This is a genomic window from Bradyrhizobium sp. SK17, from assembly GCF_002831585.1.
GTDB lineage: Bacteria > Pseudomonadota > Alphaproteobacteria > Rhizobiales > Xanthobacteraceae > Bradyrhizobium.
The window spans coordinates 2,380,923-2,397,071 of record NZ_CP025113.1 but is presented as its reverse complement, the minus strand read 5'-3'; the positions used below and the strand labels follow the sequence as shown (position 1 = coordinate 2,397,071).

The following is a 16,149-nucleotide window of genomic DNA, read 5'->3' as shown; positions in this document are numbered from 1 at the left end:
GGAGCGCGCAGCGCGTCTCGAAGGATCGATGGCCACCAGCCGGGCCGTGCATGCTTCGAGACGCGCTGCGCGCTCCTCAGCATGACGGTGATGGGCCTTGCGCTTCCTCGTCTACCCCTCCCGCCGCGGCAGCGCCATCAGGGTGCCGGTCATGGTCGCGACCAGGGTTTCGACGCCGTCCTGCACGGCATAGGCGCGGCCGTCGCAGACGGTCAGCGTGCGGCCGGGCTTGACCACGACGCCGCGGAACAGGAAGCGCTCACCGCGCGCCGGCGCCAGCAGATTGGTCTTGAACTCCACGGTGAGGATGTCGGAGCCTTCAGGCATCAGCGTGAAGGCGGCAATCCCGCAGGCATTGTCGAGACCCGCGGTGATGATTCCGGCATGCATGAAGCCGTTCTGCTGGGTGAACTCCGGCGCGTAGGGCATCGCGAGATCGACCTCGCCCAGCTCCATGCGCGCGATCGAAATGCCAAGCGTCCGCATCGCGCGCTGGCGCTCGAACGTCTCGGTCGCGACCGCGCGATAGTCGGGATTCCTGGGTTCGAAGCCGGACATGGCGGTCACGCGCTCACCGGCTCGGACGGAACGAGATGCGGCATCGCCGCATAGCGGATCGCCGGCGCAAACGGCGTCGACTGGCGCGCGGTGCGATCGATGTGCACGGCCGCGATCTCGCAGGTCGCGGCGATCTCGCCGGTCTCCGCGTTGCGCATCTCGTGCAGGATGCGGATCGACTTGTCGCGAAACTCGACCAGCCGGCTCTTGACCTCGACGAGGTCGCCGGCGAACAGCTCGCGCTTGTAGGAGATGTTCTGCTGCACGGCGGCCATGCCGCGACCGGACTCGCGCAGATAGCTCGGCGTCAAGCCGAGCCGCGCGAACATGTTCCAGCTCGCCTCGTCGAACTTGCCGACATACCACATGACGTTCATGTGGCCGATATGATCGCAGTGCCAGGGATAGACCGTGCCGCGATAGGTCGCCTCGCCCTCCATCGAACCCTCCCCGATGTCTGATACGGTAGCGTATCAAGGCCGAGCCGGGCTAGCAATACGGTGGCGTATCAGGGGAGGTCCCCGGAGATCACATGACTGAGAACAAGGGCGATGTCTGGCTCGCGGCGGGCTTCGCCGAACTGGCGCATAGCGGCATCGACGGCGTGCGGGTCGAGGTGCTGGCGAAGAATCTCGGCGTCACCAAGGGCGGCTTCTACCGCCGCTTCCGGGATCGCGCCGCGCTGCTGGAGGCCATGCTGACGCGCTGGCGCGATGGCCGCATCGCCACGATCGAGAAGCAGACCGCGCTCGACGGCGCGAGCGCGCGGGAGCGGCTGAAGGCGATCATCACGCTGTATTCCGAGCGCATGAACACCGAGGCGATGGCGATCGAGCTCGCGATCCGGCAATGGGCGCGCACCGACGAGGCCGCCGCGGCCGCCGCCGCGAGCGTCGACGCCGCACGGCTGAAGAATGTCGGCCAGCTCTATCGCGCCACCGGCCTGCCCACCGACGAGGCCGACGCCCAGGCCTTCCTGTTCTACTGCTTCATCTTCGGCCAGAGCCTGCTGTTTCTCGAACGCGGCCCGCGCAAGCGCGCGCAATTGCTGGCCCGATCGGCGGACAAGTTGCTCGACGACGGCAAATGAAAGGGCGGCCAGCTCGGTGCCGGCCGCCCCCTTTGGATCACCGTCGAATCGCTCAGGCGCCCTTCAGGCGCTTGTTGCATTCGCTGTAATAGCCGCCGCCCTTCTGGATCCACTTCAGGCCGCCATTGCCGCCGGTGGTCTTGTTGGCATTGTACTGGTCGACGCAGGTGTGCATGCGCTGCTTGCCTTCGGATTCCTTGGCGTATTTGGGATCGACGGCGTTCGGAAACACCGCGGGTCCCGCCGGCATGGCCGGGGCCGCAGCCGGGGCGGCTTCGCGCTTGGCTTCCTTCGGCGCGGCCGGGGCAGGCGCGGCGGCGGCTGGGGGCGGCGCGGCGGGGGCCGCAGCCGGCGTCGCATCGGCACTGCACTGGCTCTTGCGGAATTCATTCCACTTCTGGCCATTGAGGGTGCCGGCCGACTTGGCTGCCTGGTACTTGGCGCTGCACTCCTGCGCGGTCAGGGCCTGCGCCGGCGCGCTCGCCGCGAAGACTGCAAAGCCCGACACCGCAATCGCACACAACAATCTGGTCTGAATGGTCATCCCTGGTCTCCCTTGGGGCGCATTGGCATAAGACCATTATCCTAGCGCAACCCCGACTTGCGACAATGTGCGGCTGCGCCCGCGCGCTAAAATATTGTGGCGGCGGGATCGCGGCATGTTCATCCACGGTTCAGCATCGCCGCGCGACGTTTCCGCCTCCTTTCCTCACGAGGTGCCCCATGAAGACCATTTCCTCGCTCGCTACCGCGACCGCCGTTGCCTCCCTGCTGCTGATGGGCGGAGCCTTTGCTCAAACCGCCGCGCCGGCCGCCAAGGAGGCCGCCCCGGCCGCCACCACCGCCAAGCCGGCGAAGGAAGCCAAGCCGCGCAGCGCCGCTTCGCTTGACTGCTCGAAGCAGGCCGACGAGAAGGGCCTCAAGGGCAAGGAGCGCAAGAAGTTTCGCAAAGCGTGCATCAAGGAAGCCGGCGACAAGGCCGCGCCGGCTGCCGCCCCGGCGACCAAGCAGTAAAGCCCGCAGGGCCAGCGCGCCGCTCCGGCCATCGACGGCATCGGAGCGGCGCGTGCGCCGCTCCCTGCCCGCGCTGTCGGCGTGAATCCGTCGGCGGTGCATTGCTGCACCGCGTGGTTGCAATTGTCCCGCGGGTGCGAATTTGCCATAACGCGGCGTGACTCAGATCCGCGCTTCGATGGCCCTGGCCATTCCCGACCGCAGCAAGGTCCTGAACGGGCTCGAGACTCTCGTCATCGGCGCCGGCGGCGGCCTGTTGTTTCTGTGGGCGGGATTGCCGGGCGGCCTGATCTCGGGGGCGATGTGCGCGGTCGGGATCGCGGCGTTGGCCGGCCGGCCGCTCGCGGTGCCGCCGGTGCTGACGCAGACGGTGCTGCTGCTGCTCGGCATTTCGCTGGGCTCGCTGATGTCGCAGCAATTGTTGCAGCACATGAGCTCCTATCCGCTCACCATCGGCCTGCTGGCACTGGCGACGTTCTGCGCCACCTTCGGCTCGAGCCTGTACCTCCAGCGCGTGCATGGCTGGGACCAGACCTCGGCCTTCCTCGCCGGCAGCCCCGGGGCGCTCTCGCAGATCACCATCCTGGCCGCGGAAAAGGGCGCCGACGTCGCGGCGATCGCCGTGGTGCAGACCATGCGCGTCATCATCCTGACCGCGGCGCTGCCGCTGGTGCTGGCGCTGACCGGCGTGACGCATGCCGCGCCGCCGCCTTTGCCGACCTCGGTTGCCTCGCCGCTTGGCCTGATCCTTCTGGTCGCGGCGTCGGTCGCCGTCTCGCTGCTGCTGCGCTGGATCAAATTCCCGGCGAGCTGGATGTTCGGCGCGATGCTCGCCTCCAGCCTGCTGCACGGCTCCGGCCTGGTCGATGGCGGCCTGCCGCCCTGGCTCCGCAATGTCGCGCTGGTCGGCATCGGCGCATTGATCGGCACCCGCTTCGCGCGGATGAAGACCTCGACCCTGCTCAGCCACGTCAATGCCGGGCTCGGCTCGTTTGCGATCGCCATCCTGATCTCGGCCGTGTTCGTCGCGGTGATCGCCTTCACCACCCATGTGCGGCTCGCCGACGTCGTGGTTGCCTTCGCGCCGGGTGCGATGGACGCGATGCTGGCGCTGGCGCTGACACTGCACATCGACCCGATCTTCGTCGGGGCGCATCATCTGTCACGGTTTCTGTTCGTCACCATCTCGACGCCTGGCATCATCCATCTGTTCGGACGGCCGCAGGACGACGTCGACGATTAGCTGGAAAGCGCAGCAGCGTAGGGTGGGTTAGCGAAGCGTAACCCACCACCTTCTCACCGCGACAGGGTGGGTTACGCCTTCGGCTAACCCACCCTACAGGTCAGGCCTTCGCGGCCTTCACCATGCCCCAGCCGGCGATCGCGGCCATCAGCAGCGAGATCAGCACGTTGTAGCCGGCCAGCGAGACGCCGAGGAAGCGAAACTGCACCTCGTCGCAGCGCACCACCTTGACCTTGTCGAGTTGCTCCAGCAGCGAGCCGGCCTTGCCGAAATCCACCATCGGGCCGGTGCAATCGGTCGGCCCCGGCCAGAAGCCCCATTCGACGCCGGCGTGATAGCCGCCGAGCCCGGCATTGGCGAGCGCGGCGAGGCCAAGGATCGCAAGCCCGGCGAGCAGCACCGGCCGCGACGCGCCGCGGGCGGCGGCCACCGCAACCAGGGCGCCGAGCGGGACCGCGAGGTAATAGGCATAGCGCTGCTCGAGACAAAGCGGACAGGGCATGATCTCCAGCACCAGCTGGAAGAACCAGGCGCCGGCCAGCGTCGCCGCCGCGATCACCGCAATCGCGAGCGCCGAGGTCAGCGCTGGATTGACGGCGGCGGAAGCATGCGACGGATGGGCGGTGGCGGTTGTCACGGGCAGTCCTCCTGGGAGCATCGATCGGGAGCGCCGTGGCCCCTGCTCCATGCTCGATCCGGGTCGTATCGCGCCAAAATATCGCTGTCGAGGCACGGGACAATCACTTCCGCGCGGGTTGACCGTGACGGGCCGCCCGCTATAGTCCGCCGCGCTTCGCGACCCCGGCCCTTCCCGGTCCGGTCCATCGCGAATGCCCCTGTGGCGGAACTGGTAGACGCGCTCGACTCAAAATCGAGTTCCGCAAGGAGTGCTGGTTCGATTCCGGCCAGGGGCACCAACTAGGTTGTTCGGGCCCGTTCGCAAGCGTCCGCAGCCGTCCGCGCAGCGCTCCAAACCCTTGCAAAATAGGCACTTCTGCATAAATCGATGTTCGTCACCGTTTGTTCTCATCCGATCCCAGCTGCTCGATTTGTTGGTATTTTTGTTGGTACTGGGAGAACAGACGTTCACGGTGGATTCCGCTATTCCGAACGAAGGAATTGAGCAGGTGGCACGCAAGAACGACGTCACGCCCGTCAACCCAAAGCAAATCAGGACCGACATCGACTGCCGCGCCGCGCGACCGAAATTCAGTGATGGTGTGTGGAGCCCGGCCAAGATTTCCGACGTGACCGGCGGCGGCCTCTATCTCTTCGTCACGCCGGATGTGAGCAGGCCCGGCAACGCCGCTTCCAAACTCTGGCGGATGAGCTACCGCTACCACGGCCGCCAGAAAACCTACTCCATCGGCCCTTACGGCAACGGCAAGGATGGCACGTTCTCGCTCGCCGACGCGCGGCGCGAACGCGACAAGGCCAAAGACCAGATCAAGGAAGGTAAAGACCCGAGCACGGAGAAGCAGCTCGATAAGCACAGGCAGGCGGCCGCCCGGCTTTTCGGGCAATGGGCCGATGAATGGCTCGCAAAGAAGAAGATCGAGAAAGTCAAACGGGGCAGGATCGTCGCGGTGCGTGACTCCAAGACCATCGAGGTTCTTGAACTTCGTGTCGGCTACGTCAAGGATCGCTTCGGCAAGCTTTGCAGGCAGGACATCAAGCGTCCGGACGTACTCGCTTTCATGCGTTCGTACGAAGCCGAGGGAAAACTGGAAACGCGCGATCGCGTGCGCAGCATCGGTGAGCAAATCTGCAACTATGCCGATGTCGAAGGCGACGGCTACAATCCATTCCGAAACCTGAATGGGCAGATGATTGCCAACATTTCAACGCCGCGTCCCGGCGTCACTGAACCACGTGACGTAACGCGCGTCTTCAAGCTCATCAGTGCACCGTGGACGAGAGCGAGATTTGGTGACGTTGTTGGCCTTGCCTTGCGCTTCGATGCACTGACCATTCCCCGCCCCGGCATGGTCAATGAAATGGAGTGGAGCGAGGTCGATTGGGACGCCGAACGCTGGATTGTTCCCGCCGCCAAGATGAAGACCGGCTGGGACCACGTCGTGCCTTTGTCACGGCAGGCACTCGCAATCCTGCGGAGCGTTCAGAAGCTAACCGGCCATCGCCGATACGCGTTTTCCTGCTCGAGAGACACGCCGCTTTCAAACAACACGCTCAACAAGCGCTTGCGGCTACTTGGTATTGACACCAAGACTGATCATTGCGCCCACGGATTCCGGACCACTTTCTCAACCCTGTCTCACCACGAAGAGATTAAGGACGCCAAGGCATGGGACGGCGATGTCGTCGAGCTGCAGCTCGCGCATCTGGATAACTCTACTGTGGAAGGTCTCTACAAGAAGCACGGACCACTTGCGTTGATCGGCTCGCGCACAAAGCTGATGCAGCATTGGGCTGATCGGATCGACCACTGGCTTGATCCCAAGAAGGTGATTCCGATCAAGGGAGGCACGCAGAGCTGAGTTGCCCATCGGGCTGATTAAGGTTGGTCACGCTGAGATAGCTGTATCCACAAGTTCAAGAAGCGATCGCACTATCACCAGGCGCCGACGTCCAATCGTTGTCGTCTTAAGCTGGCCAGATCCTATTAACTCGTAAAGCTTTGTGCGCCCCAAGCCCGTTACAATGCAAGCTTCGTCCACTGTGCAGCTGAGTCGCTCGCGAAACGGGACCACTTTTTCGTCGCGATCATTTGTAGGCGAGAACGGCGGTCTCCGCCCATCCTCCCTCAGGTTAGCATCCGTCATTGCCTCTCCTTCACGAAGGTGATCGCTTGGCTAAAGCGCGCTAGAGACAGATCGGATGATACAAAACGCAATAGTGAGACACTTCAACAGCTTTGAAGAACTGGCGAATTGAGCTGCAGCAATTTCAGCGAGCTACGCCACATGCAGATCAAGCTCTGGCAACCTTCGACGCAGGTGGTGCAACAGTTCAATAGGGCGTGAGCGGTCTAAGCGCATAAAGGGCCGGCCTGTAAGATTGATGCGCCAAGATATTTCCAGGTCGCGTCAGCCCAACCGCTCATAACGGTCTGGTTGCAGGTTCGAGTCCTGCCGGGCCCACTAACGTGATCAATAGCTTGCTTAATTCTCGTTGCTCGCAGCGCGACCACCGCACCAGGAAACCGCACCAGATACGCGCTCTCTTCGTTCATCAGAACGGCTCGCGCCCCCACTCCACTGCTGTGATCTTCCTCGCAGCGAGTCTGGGGTCCGCTAAGGGTCCAATCTCGGAAATGAATTTTTGGACCTAGGTTGTCCGCCATGGGCAATTTCGGACGCTTGTCGAAGCACGTGGAACCATCGCGGACTCGCCGACCTGGGCAATCGCAACAGGCAAGAGCGGGCGGATATCTTCCTCTTTCCTCTCACCCATAGCAGCGTTACGCTCGGCAAGCGTTGATGCGTACTCCGCAACCTGATTTCCTGTCCTCGGCCACCGAAACCAATGCCAGAGCTCACCGCCCGTTACGACTGCGCAAGTCCAATCTCATTCAGTGCAAAGACCTGCCCGCATTGCGGATCTACTGAACTTGCAGGCCCTACCAGCACAGCGCTCGAGAAAAGAGGCGGCTCGGAGCGGAAGCTCGGAATGATCACACCCTGATGGTAACAGTCCTCGGGCTTGCATTGATCGGCAGTGCCTACGGGTATGCATTCCAGTCGGGAGTTTGGGCGTTATTCGCGGCGACCTGCTACGGGCTGCTTGGCGCAGTTGTCGGAGCGCCGTTAGGAATGCTGATCAACCTGATCCGCTCCGTGTAACGCGGCATTTGTCCTCGCCGGCAGCTTGCCCGCTCTTCGCTTGTCGCTCACCACGCGCCGCTCTTTAGTTGCAAAGGGGACGTTCCGCTACCGAGCTGATTGCCGGATAAGAAATTGGGTGCTGTCCTGATTAGGACACCCAGAAGAACAAACTGGGAATACTACGTGGTTTTACGGAATTGCTGCGGCTGCGAAATGAGCTACGATTTTTGCGCCGGGGCTAGTTTTTATAGCAATCCGTTTTGAGAATTTCCGGTAGGGGGCCGTTTACGCGAGCGGCCCCTTTTCATTTTGCCCGCTTGCTGGGGCCGTACCCCGACTCGTCGCACGTTGGCTCGCCAAGATGGTCCTCGGCGTCGACCCTCAATGAGCAGACACGATCAAATGCCAGAGCATAGTCTGGCACGCATATACGACCAGCGCCGTCCCGCCTGATAGCAAGCAGACCGCCAAGACGTCTCGTGCCGTCATACCCTAATCCGATGTTCTCCGGCCGCGAACAGCTTAGCTCTCAAGGTTGGCACATCTATAAGAAGCTTCAATGTGGAAACAATTGATGCCGAGCCATCGATTCCGTTCGCTTAATCCGGACCAGGACGCTCCAAAATCGTTAAACACAAGAGCACGGCGGCGTCTAAGGGTATCGAGCCCTGGCATCGTGCCACGCTAGTCGCACCAGGGCGCTGGGGCCGCTTTCTCGAAAGCCATTTAGGTTGCCACTACGGTGATTGAAGGCCGGGAGGCCGAAGCCATTCGCTCATGCTCGGACCCGCCTCGGCCTGTCGGGCGAGCTTTAGCAGAGCTTCCCTCTCCGCACTTGGGAGCAGAGCTGCGGCCTGCTGGCGAAGCTTCTTGGCGCGCTCTAAGAGCCTCGTTTGAAGCGTCTCTGTTTGCTTCACGCGCCGTCGAATTTGACTCATCGTTACACCTCAAGCCGGGTTCCGCACCGGGAACACCGCTTCAAACTGTCAGTCGGGCTTAATGTTCCTATTTCGCGTTCAATTGCCCCACCGACGTCGACAACGGGCTTTGACCGAGAAAAACCAGGACGGCGTACGAAGACGCCCGGCAACGTTAGATTGCCGGGCGGTAACTGTTTTTCCCAAGTGGCGAAGAAAATTAAGGTAGGCGCTAGGCCAGCACTCGCTCGCGCTTGCGACTCCGGCGATAGGCCAGCGAGCCGACGCCGAAGAATCCGAGGATCATCATCGCCCAGGTCGAGGGCTCGGGAACGGCCGCCGTCAACGCAACATCGGCGCTCACGTCGAGCTGCGCGCCGGTCCGTTCACGATCGGCGTAGAAGATTTCCAGCGTGTTCACACCGGCGTTGGCGTTGCCTGTGAACGTGACGTCGGTGGTCGCGTGAATGCCGGGATTCTGTCCGATCAAGACGCCGTTCAGGTAAACGAAGGCGTCGTCGTCCCGTCGTCCGAACCGACGGTGAAGTGGACCGCTCCGGCGGATGACAGCGTGAACCGGGCGACTCTTCATGACACTGAGCGGAGATGCGGCGAGAAAGCGGCATTCCGAATTGGAGCAACTTATGGGTGAATTGATTGAGGGAGCTTTGCCGTCTCTTCCACCGCATGTTCAGCTAATACAGATGGGGACGAGTCAAAATCCCAGGTCGGATTGTTGAAATGATTCCGTATCAGCCTGGCAAGCGCTGCCTGAGCCATCGCGCTGCCTTCGATGAGGCTCAATAGCCCCTTACCGTCATCGAGTTTGTCGACGCCGAATAGCGCGAAGGCCCCTCTAACAATTCGATCGCACTCCGCATCTTCTTTAAGAGGACCTGAGTATTTCACATGGTCCAAGATGATCCAAAGCCAGCCGCTGGCCATATCCAAGATCGCATTCCGTCCGCCGCCATCCGGCTTGAGATGATTGTCGAGATCATGGACGCCAAAGGAAAGAATGTAAGCGAGCAACTTACCCGATGTTGTTTGAGGCGAGGGATTTGCGTCTTGTTCGACACATTTTGACTTAGTGCGGCAGTACTTTTGATTGTGATGCACAAAATTGATACCGACGGTCTCCGACAAGAAAAAGTCCTCGGCAATCATGAACTCCGAACAATAGTCCGGATGCCAACGCCACTTTCCATCCACCTTCTTGAGAGGTCCGTCATCTTTTTCCGGATCGTACTTCGTCACGAACGGCGACGAAATCTCATCTAAGGTCAGCAAGAAACGATAGGCCGCTGGATGGTAGTTCGGCATCGCCTCCACCCAATAGATGTGCTTGTACTGGACCAGTCTTTCCCAGGAGAACTGAAATTCGACCGTGCCGTACAGAGACCCCAGCGACCAATCATTGGCTGAAAGCCAGGTCACGCTGATCCGCGATTTTCTGAGACGGCTCTTATCGAAGATCAGCCCCGATTTTATCCTTCCGTCTTCAATAATCCGGCGCGCGACCGGAAGATGGACTATATGCTTCACCGTGGTCAGTTCAGCGTACTTGTCAGTTATTTTGTACTGTTCCCATTCTGCAGAGGACATGCGGAAGCTCAAATTCTGAAAGTTCACAGCAAGAGCCGTGGACGAGCCAAAGCTCCGCTATAGCACGTCAACTGGAGATTGCGAGTCCATGAGGAATGGAGGCCGCTACGGCCAAATGGTATTCATAATCTCCGCCAGGCGAGCGCCGGCCTTCGCGAGCTGTTTGCGCTTGATCGCGTCGGCGGCGCGATCATAGGCAACGCGATCAGTAAACGAGACCGACCACTTTCCGTCGCCCGACTTGACGTAGCTGGTGCCAATCAGCGCTTCCTGCGCCACAAGGATGGTATCAGAAGCCCAAGTGGCGGCCCAGTTTTCCATCCGCCCGTGGTCCAGTGGCAACGCTTTTGCGGTTGCGACCAGTTCTGGCGGCGCTGTGTCACCCAGATCCTTCGGGATACCGTCCCACTCCGAGTGGAATGCCGTCGTCCCGTCGAAGATGAGGTTGGCCCCAGCAGTCTCGGTCGATGGATCGATGGTGTGGCTTACATCTGGATCCGCCAAGGCCCCTTCTCGTCGAGATAGAGCGCGCCGACATGCAACGGCTGCGTCATATCGCCCACAAGATGAGCCAGCATGAACAGCGCCTCCTTCTTGTCTTTGATCGAGAAGGGTGGCGGCGCTGGCCGACCGAGGAGAACCGCCATCGCCGCGTTAGTCGCAGCTACGAGATCATGGTCGTTCGTGCCGGCATAGTTCCTGTCGAAACGATCCCGCTGAATTGCCACATCGTCGAAGTGGTACGTCTGATGGCATCCTCTATTCTTCGTCTCATCGACCACGCCTTCTGGATATACGCAGTCTATCCAGTTGCGTGCCACGTAATCGATCATCGCGGCATGATCGTTGGCAAATGGAGTACACGGTGGCTCGAAGGCCGGGTTTACGACATACGCCAAAGAGCCATCCGCTTGACGTTGGACACTCTTGACACAGTCGAGCCAAGGACCAGCGGTCCTAAGATCGACTCCCACAATCGCCGCTATCTGCTGCTTGGCGTTGTCCGTGAGCAATTGGTCGGCAACAGAGCCGACGACTCTGTGTCCGTCTGGACCCCATGCAAAGGCAGGCGGCACAAATGCGAACAAGACTGCAGTCACAACCACCCGAGCGAACTTCGACATGTTCCACGCCTCAATATGCCTTTGCACCGTTCCCGAAAGATGCCAGCCCCGCTGGGGGCTTCTGCAGGGTTAGAACGAGTATTGGATTTTCGCCACCGGATAGAAGGCCAAACTGTTATACTGCGCGGTCCGAAGCGTAGAAAATGACTGAAGAGCCTGGACAAGGAAGCTCAAAGTGAATGGGCCATCAATCCAGTCAGCCCGAGCGCTCGCCTGCAGTATGAGATCCTGTCTTCCGCCGAGTACCTCAGTGAAGTATTTGCCCTGAATATAACCCGATGCCGTGACGGATAACCCCTGGACCGAAGTCTGCCAGGTAACGTTGGTCTGGGCCTTCAATGCAACGTTGCGTTGGCTCGCCACATCCGACGTGGTGAAATCGAGCTCGCCGGCGACGCCCTGCGCAGCGCAGAACACCTCCTTATCCGGCGCTCCACAGATCGCTCCGCCCCCGACATCGACGTTCGTCCTGCCTAGGGCCGCCGAGGCCGTAGCCAACTCGATCTGGTACGGATGGAATCCGGATCCAAAAACAGTGCTGGAGGAGATCCCGAGGTTCAGAAGATCGCTTACGGTCGTGCCACTCGAAACGACCTTGTCTGATCCCCTCACCGCGTTCAAAACATGCGAGTAAGTCGCGGAGTTGGCAAATACCTCAGAATCCTTGGACACCAGCGTGGCATAGCGCTGATCCAATACCTGCGAGGTTAGAATGACCGAGTCCAACGCAGCGACCGGGATAATCGCAGTCACGCCAGCCGACGTATTCAACACTCCATCGCTTTTCCCAGGGTTCGCCTTCAGCGCATTCGTGTCGAACCCCGGTTGAGTTTGGAACGCGAATGAAACGCTCGTTTGGCGCGGCTTCGGCTTCTCAATTGTCTGGCTTACAACCTTGTGGCGTACGACCTTTTCCTTCTTGAGTCCGACGAACGTCTGCAGCTCCTTGCACGATACCTTGCTATCCACCAACATCGCCTGCTTCTCAGGCGCTAATTTGGCCCTGAGTTCCGGCGATGGACTACGGATCTCAGCGCACGTGTATGGACGCTCGATCGTGGTCGTGAAAGTCTTCGTCCGCTGGACCGTGATCCGTTCGGTCTCAGGCAGATGAGGCTTAATCTCGGGTTGAGGCAGTGCCGTTTCGATGCGAACCTGAATGTTCGGGTCGACTGCTTGCCCGAACGATGGAGCGCTCGCAAATGACAGTATTCCAATGACAAAAAAACGAACTGCACTCGCCCGCATGGCACCCCTCTCCATGTGTCGGATGGGAAATTCTGCGTGCCGGTATCGTTCGACGTTGTTCATGGCCTCTTTGGCCATCCTCGCCAGCGTCGTAGGCTCCGGGCTTCACGCCCAGCCTTCTGGAGTGGACCCGAACATCGGATCAAGGATTGAGCAATCCTTGCCAAGTCCGGCTGACCGACTCCTCAATACCCCGCCTCAAAATATGCCCATCGCGTCTCCGCGACCAAAAATCAGAAAGAACGAATCCAAACACAATCGGCGTCGTCGATAATAACCCCGTCGATGACGCTCTTCCCGCCCAGTTTGGGCAGCTTAGCGAGTTCCCGGCCAAACACAACCCTTGCGCGCGGAATTCACCAAGCTTGAATTCCCAAGGTTTCGATCCGGCGTCCTTCTACGGTCCGCGATGAAAAGGCCCACTGGGTACCAGTGGAAGGGGGGCCCACCGATAGCCCCGCAGCAGTCAATAGGCGAAGTCAACGCCCCGGAGCGACATGCCGCCTCGCCCTACTGCCACTAGCCTGGGTCCCTAGTCCTTCGTCCTCGACCTGAGACGTCGACCGGCGGGTGCCGCGACTCAACCGACCGCCGATATTCGAGTCAACCAACCAATTCGACACCGGTGGGATAAGGCCGAGAGCCTGAGCTCCTGGCCGACGCGCCTGTGGCGGAATCGTGCCGCATTCGGCATATCGGCTGCTGGGTCGGTAGCGGAAGGAATCGCCATGAATCTCAAGACGCCTCATGCAAACTTTGCACATGAGCCCACGCTCAACTGCCCGAACTGTCGCCACGAAATCCGACTAACGGAGTCGCTGGCCGCTCCCCTTATCGAGAAAACCCGTCGAAGCTTTCAGGAACAGCTTGCCCACAAAGATGCCGAAGTAGCCCGAAACCTCGACCTTGTACGCAAGGAGCGAGAAGATCTCGCCAAGGCGCGCGAGCAGGTCGATGACCAAGTCGCCCACAAGATTGCCGCCGAACGCGCTCAGGTGATCACCGCCGAGGCAAAGAAGGCTCGCGAAGCGGTCTTAACCGAACTGCAAGCGAAGGAAACTGAGACCGCCGAACTCCGTCGTAATTTGGAAGCGAACAATGCCAAACTTGCTGAGGCTCAGCAGGCCCATGCCGGCGTTTTACGCAAGCAGCGCGAACTCGAGGAAGAGAAGCGCGAACTGGACCTCACGGTCGAAAAGCGGGTGCTGGCCTCGGTTGAGGAAGTTCGTACGAAGGCCAAGCAGGATGCAGACGAAGCAGCTCGCCTTCGTGTCATGGAGAAGGATCAGACCATTGAATCCATGGCTCGTACTATCGAGGAGCTCAAACGGAAAGCAGAGCAAGGCTCGCAGCAATCTCAGGGAGAAGTGCTCGAACTCGAGCTGGAGGAGATCCTTCGGAGTAGATTTCCGACCGACGTCATTGACCCCGTCGGCAAGGGCGAACTCGGTGCCGATCTAGTCCAACAGGTTAATGCTGGTATCGGACAGTCGGCCGGCACGATCCTCTGGGAATCGAAGCGGACGAAGGCATGGCATGATGGCTGGCTACCGAAGCTGCGCGACGACCAGCGGCGCTGTGCAGCCGACGTCGCGCTGATCGTCTCCCAGGTATTGCCAAAGAACGTAGACAGCTTCGATCTCATCGATGGCGTCTGGATCGCACACCCGCGCACCGCTATTCCGTTAGCGATCGCGCTCTGCCAAACGTTGATTGAAGTCCATGGCACTCGGCTAGTTCAGCAAGGCCATCCGAGCGAGCCTGTCCCAGCTGAGCACCTCCGCGCGGGCCTTGAGTTTCAGCTCCTTGGCGCAGCGCAACATCTCAGTCACGCCAATGGTGACGCCACCAAATTGATGACGGATCTGCTCGGGATCAACCGCAACCTGATGATATCGCAGCAGGAGCTGCAGACACTGCAATCCCGAGATATCGTTCGTCGCTTCCGGCACCGTGACCTCGCGCAAACTACAGACCATTACCGGCACGCCGAGACGGCGCCCCGCCGGACATCAAGCCGCAAGCCCATCGCTCACAGCTTCTCGTTGCTATTGGGTCGACCGCGAACTCACGCGATTCTTGAATGAACCGGTGCGATGCGCGCCCGTAGATCGCTTCTGCGCCCAACCCTTGGTGCAGGCGGCGCTTGCTGGGACAATCTCGAGATTCCACCTCGCACTCAGCTATTTTGCCGATGATGCACCAACTTCATCAAATCCGCGGAGACCTGATCGAACACGTGGTCCCAATCGCCCTCCGCTCGTGGCCGATAGAGCTTCATGGAAGGGTACCACGGGCTATCTGAACGGTTCTCAAGCCAAAGCCAGTGGGCCGAATGACCAAGCAAAACCCATACAGGCTTGCCCAGCGCCCCCGTTAGGTGCGCGACGGCGCTATCTGTCATCACGACCAAGTCCAGGTGAGATATCGCTGCTGCCGTGTCAGCAAAATCGTGAAGGTATGGCGCCAAATCCTTGATCGGACCACCACGCGGAAGAGAAGTAAGCTCCTTGATTGGGGGGCCCTTCTGCAAACTATACAGTTCCACACCCGGGAGCGCGCAGGCTTGGAAGAAATTCAGTAGCTTCTGCGCTCGCCGCCGATTCTTTCCGAATGTGACACTTCCGGACCAAACAATTCCGACCTTAAGCTGCCGCCCCGCGCCCGCGAATAGGGGAGACATCTCCCGGACTCGCCCCGGTGCAGCCGAAAGATACGGCGCACCGGGAATTGTTGCGAACTCTTGCGTGAAAAACGACGGCAAGCTGCAAACATATGCGTGCAGATCAGCATCGACGCTTGTTCCTGGCGCGATGATGCGATCGGCGACTCCCATCCGTTCGATCAGCGGAGCAAGCTCACTTCTGCATTCGATGGTAAGATCACCGCCGAGCGCCTTAACGCGCGGCAGATACCGGGCAATCCAGATCGCATCTCCAAACCCCTGTTCGGAAACCAGCAGGAGACGCCTGCCCGAATAAGGAGCTCCGTTCCATTCGACACCAGGGAGTTTACGTGTTGGAAGCTGGCCGGTAAGTTTGCGCGCCTCGTAATCTGGCCAGGCTTCACGGTAGTTTCCGAGTACGAGACGGCTTAGAGCGCGATCCCAGCGTGCCGTGTGATAATCAGGCTTGAGTTCGATGGCTTTGCTGAAAGCAATCACAGCCTCGCCGTGGCGCCCTGCCTCGGCCAATGACACGCCCAGATTCTGGAATAGAAGAGGATCCGTCTCGGACGAGAGCGAGATTGCCGTTTGGTGACAGACGATTGCAGAATCGAGGTAATTTAGCTGCGTCAGGACGTTGCCGAGATTTGACCAAACACCGCCGGCCGTCGGGTCACACTTCAGAGCGTCACGATAGCACCACACAGCATCGAGATGTCGCCTCATCGAAGCGAACATCACTCCTCTTGCATTGCGCAGACTGACGTCTGTTGGCCACTCTATAACGGCCTCGCTGAGTAGGCGCTCTGCTTCCACAAAGCGACCCTCGCCGTGCAGCCTCTCCGCCGCCGCGAAAGTCGCTTTGGCATCACGCACGGGGCGTTCGATCGCGCTTGTCAT

General features: G+C 60.3%; 15 protein-coding genes, 1 tRNA gene and 2 pseudogenes. 6 read left to right on the top strand and 12 right to left on the bottom strand.

Going from position 1 to position 16,149, the window contains the following annotated elements; all coding sequences use genetic code 11:
* Positions 1–111: 111 nt before the first annotated feature.
* Both CWS35_RS11160 and CWS35_RS11155 read right to left on the bottom strand, forming a co-directional pair.
* Positions 112–558, bottom strand: a complete 447-nt coding sequence (locus tag CWS35_RS11160) for a PaaI family thioesterase (protein WP_100956238.1) — start codon at positions 556–558, stop codon at positions 112–114.
* Between the two features lie 5 nt (positions 559–563).
* A complete protein-coding gene (locus tag CWS35_RS11155; RefSeq protein ID WP_024579245.1) occupies positions 564–998 on the bottom strand; it encodes a thioesterase family protein in 435 nt (144 codons plus the stop codon).
* A gap of 92 nt (positions 999–1,090) precedes the next feature.
* On the opposite strand from CWS35_RS11155, the gene CWS35_RS11150 reads away from it, so the two are divergent.
* Positions 1,091–1,648 carry a TetR/AcrR family transcriptional regulator gene (locus CWS35_RS11150; protein ID WP_100951928.1) on the top strand — a complete coding sequence of 186 codons (558 nt, stop codon included), beginning with the start codon at positions 1,091–1,093 and terminating at the stop codon, positions 1,646–1,648.
* A 52-nt stretch (positions 1,649–1,700) separates the two neighbouring features.
* On the opposite strand, the gene CWS35_RS11145 is transcribed toward CWS35_RS11150, so the two are convergent.
* Positions 1,701–2,192 (bottom strand): hypothetical protein, encoded by a 492-nt coding sequence (locus tag CWS35_RS11145; protein WP_024579247.1) that lies wholly within the window; start codon positions 2,190–2,192, stop codon positions 1,701–1,703.
* A gap of 179 nt (positions 2,193–2,371) precedes the next feature.
* Between CWS35_RS11145 and CWS35_RS11140 the strand changes: the two genes are divergently transcribed.
* On the top strand, positions 2,372–2,662 hold the full coding sequence (locus CWS35_RS11140) for a PsiF family protein (protein ID WP_024579248.1): 291 nt from the start codon (positions 2,372–2,374) through the stop codon (positions 2,660–2,662).
* Positions 2,663–2,819: 157 nt separating this feature from the next.
* On the top strand, positions 2,820–3,905 hold the full coding sequence (locus CWS35_RS11135; protein WP_100951927.1) for an AbrB family transcriptional regulator: 1,086 nt from the start codon (positions 2,820–2,822) through the stop codon (positions 3,903–3,905).
* A 100-nt stretch (positions 3,906–4,005) separates the two neighbouring features.
* Here the strand turns inward: CWS35_RS11135 and CWS35_RS11130 are convergent, their stop codons facing one another.
* A complete protein-coding gene (locus CWS35_RS11130) occupies positions 4,006–4,542 on the bottom strand; it encodes a disulfide bond formation protein B (RefSeq protein WP_245438936.1) in 537 nt (178 codons plus the stop codon).
* A 195-nt stretch (positions 4,543–4,737) separates the two neighbouring features.
* Between CWS35_RS11130 and CWS35_RS11125 the strand changes: the two genes are divergently transcribed.
* Positions 4,738–4,822 (top strand) — tRNA-Leu (locus CWS35_RS11125).
* A 210-nt stretch (positions 4,823–5,032) separates the two neighbouring features.
* On the top strand, positions 5,033–6,403 hold the full coding sequence (locus tag CWS35_RS11120; protein WP_100951925.1) for an integrase arm-type DNA-binding domain-containing protein: 1,371 nt from the start codon (positions 5,033–5,035) through the stop codon (positions 6,401–6,403).
* Positions 6,404–6,430: 27 nt separating this feature from the next.
* On the opposite strand, the gene CWS35_RS40625 is transcribed toward CWS35_RS11120, so the two are convergent.
* The 6 genes and pseudogenes from CWS35_RS40625 to CWS35_RS11085 all read right to left on the bottom strand — a co-directional run bounded on the left by CWS35_RS40625 (position 6,431) and on the right by CWS35_RS11085 (position 12,647).
* Complete coding sequence (locus tag CWS35_RS40625) at positions 6,431–6,688, bottom strand: helix-turn-helix domain-containing protein (protein WP_168226307.1); 258 nt, start codon at positions 6,686–6,688, stop codon at positions 6,431–6,433.
* A 2,151-nt stretch (positions 6,689–8,839) separates the two neighbouring features.
* Positions 8,840–8,947 (bottom strand): annotated as a pseudogene (locus tag CWS35_RS40620) (PEPxxWA-CTERM sorting domain-containing protein); the annotation flags it as partial.
* 302 nt (positions 8,948–9,249) lie between these two features.
* Entirely contained in the window at positions 9,250–10,212 is a 963-nt protein-coding gene (locus CWS35_RS11100; protein WP_100951922.1) for a hypothetical protein, read from the bottom strand.
* A gap of 105 nt (positions 10,213–10,317) precedes the next feature.
* Positions 10,318–10,716, bottom strand: coding sequence for a hypothetical protein (locus CWS35_RS11095; protein ID WP_100951921.1), 399 nt, complete (start codon positions 10,714–10,716; stop codon positions 10,318–10,320).
* Positions 10,698–11,336 carry a S1/P1 nuclease gene (locus CWS35_RS11090; protein ID WP_157817121.1) on the bottom strand — a complete coding sequence of 213 codons (639 nt, stop codon included), beginning with the start codon at positions 11,334–11,336 and terminating at the stop codon, positions 10,698–10,700. The genes CWS35_RS11095 and CWS35_RS11090 overlap by 19 nt, the downstream gene beginning before the upstream one ends.
* Before the next feature lie 69 nt (positions 11,337–11,405).
* Positions 11,406–12,647 carry a hypothetical protein gene (locus CWS35_RS11085; RefSeq protein ID WP_157817120.1) on the bottom strand — a complete coding sequence of 414 codons (1,242 nt, stop codon included), beginning with the start codon at positions 12,645–12,647 and terminating at the stop codon, positions 11,406–11,408.
* 665 nt (positions 12,648–13,312) lie between these two features.
* Here CWS35_RS11085 and CWS35_RS11080 point away from each other — a divergent pair.
* Positions 13,313–14,272 (top strand): annotated as a pseudogene (locus CWS35_RS11080) (DUF2130 domain-containing protein); the annotation flags it as partial.
* Positions 14,273–14,317: 45 nt separating this feature from the next.
* Here the strand turns inward: CWS35_RS11080 and CWS35_RS40615 are convergent.
* Both CWS35_RS40615 and CWS35_RS11075 read right to left on the bottom strand, forming a co-directional pair.
* Positions 14,318–14,563: a cysteine peptidase family C39 domain-containing protein gene (locus CWS35_RS40615; protein WP_371682866.1), complete on the bottom strand. Its 246-nt coding sequence runs from the start codon at positions 14,561–14,563 to the stop codon at positions 14,318–14,320.
* 200 nt (positions 14,564–14,763) lie between these two features.
* Positions 14,764–16,149: a glycosyltransferase family 9 protein gene (locus CWS35_RS11075; protein ID WP_210202785.1), complete on the bottom strand. Its 1,386-nt coding sequence runs from the start codon at positions 16,147–16,149 to the stop codon at positions 14,764–14,766.

Coding starts and splice junctions, on each gene's coding strand:
- CWS35_RS11160 (WP_100956238.1), bottom strand. CDS start 558: ATGTCCGGCTTCGAACCCAGGAATCCCGACTATCGCGCGGTCGCGACC.
- CWS35_RS11155 (WP_024579245.1), bottom strand. CDS start 998: ATGGAGGGCGAGGCGACCTATCGCGGCACGGTCTATCCCTGGCACTGC.
- CWS35_RS11150 (WP_100951928.1), top strand. CDS start 1,091: ATGACTGAGAACAAGGGCGATGTCTGGCTCGCGGCGGGCTTCGCCGAA.
- CWS35_RS11145 (WP_024579247.1), bottom strand. CDS start 2,192: ATGACCATTCAGACCAGATTGTTGTGTGCGATTGCGGTGTCGGGCTTT.
- CWS35_RS11140 (WP_024579248.1), top strand. CDS start 2,372: ATGAAGACCATTTCCTCGCTCGCTACCGCGACCGCCGTTGCCTCCCTG.
- CWS35_RS40625 (WP_168226307.1), bottom strand. CDS start 6,688: ATGACGGATGCTAACCTGAGGGAGGATGGGCGGAGACCGCCGTTCTCG.
- CWS35_RS11100 (WP_100951922.1), bottom strand. CDS start 10,212: ATGTCCTCTGCAGAATGGGAACAGTACAAAATAACTGACAAGTACGCT.
- CWS35_RS11090 (WP_157817121.1), bottom strand. CDS start 11,336: ATGTCGAAGTTCGCTCGGGTGGTTGTGACTGCAGTCTTGTTCGCATTT.
- CWS35_RS11085 (WP_157817120.1), bottom strand. CDS start 12,647: ATGAACAACGTCGAACGATACCGGCACGCAGAATTTCCCATCCGACAC.
- CWS35_RS40615 (WP_371682866.1), bottom strand. CDS start 14,563: ATGGTCTGTAGTTTGCGCGAGGTCACGGTGCCGGAAGCGACGAACGAT.
- CWS35_RS11075 (WP_210202785.1), bottom strand. CDS start 16,149: ATGACAAGCGCGATCGAACGCCCCGTGCGTGATGCCAAAGCGACTTTC.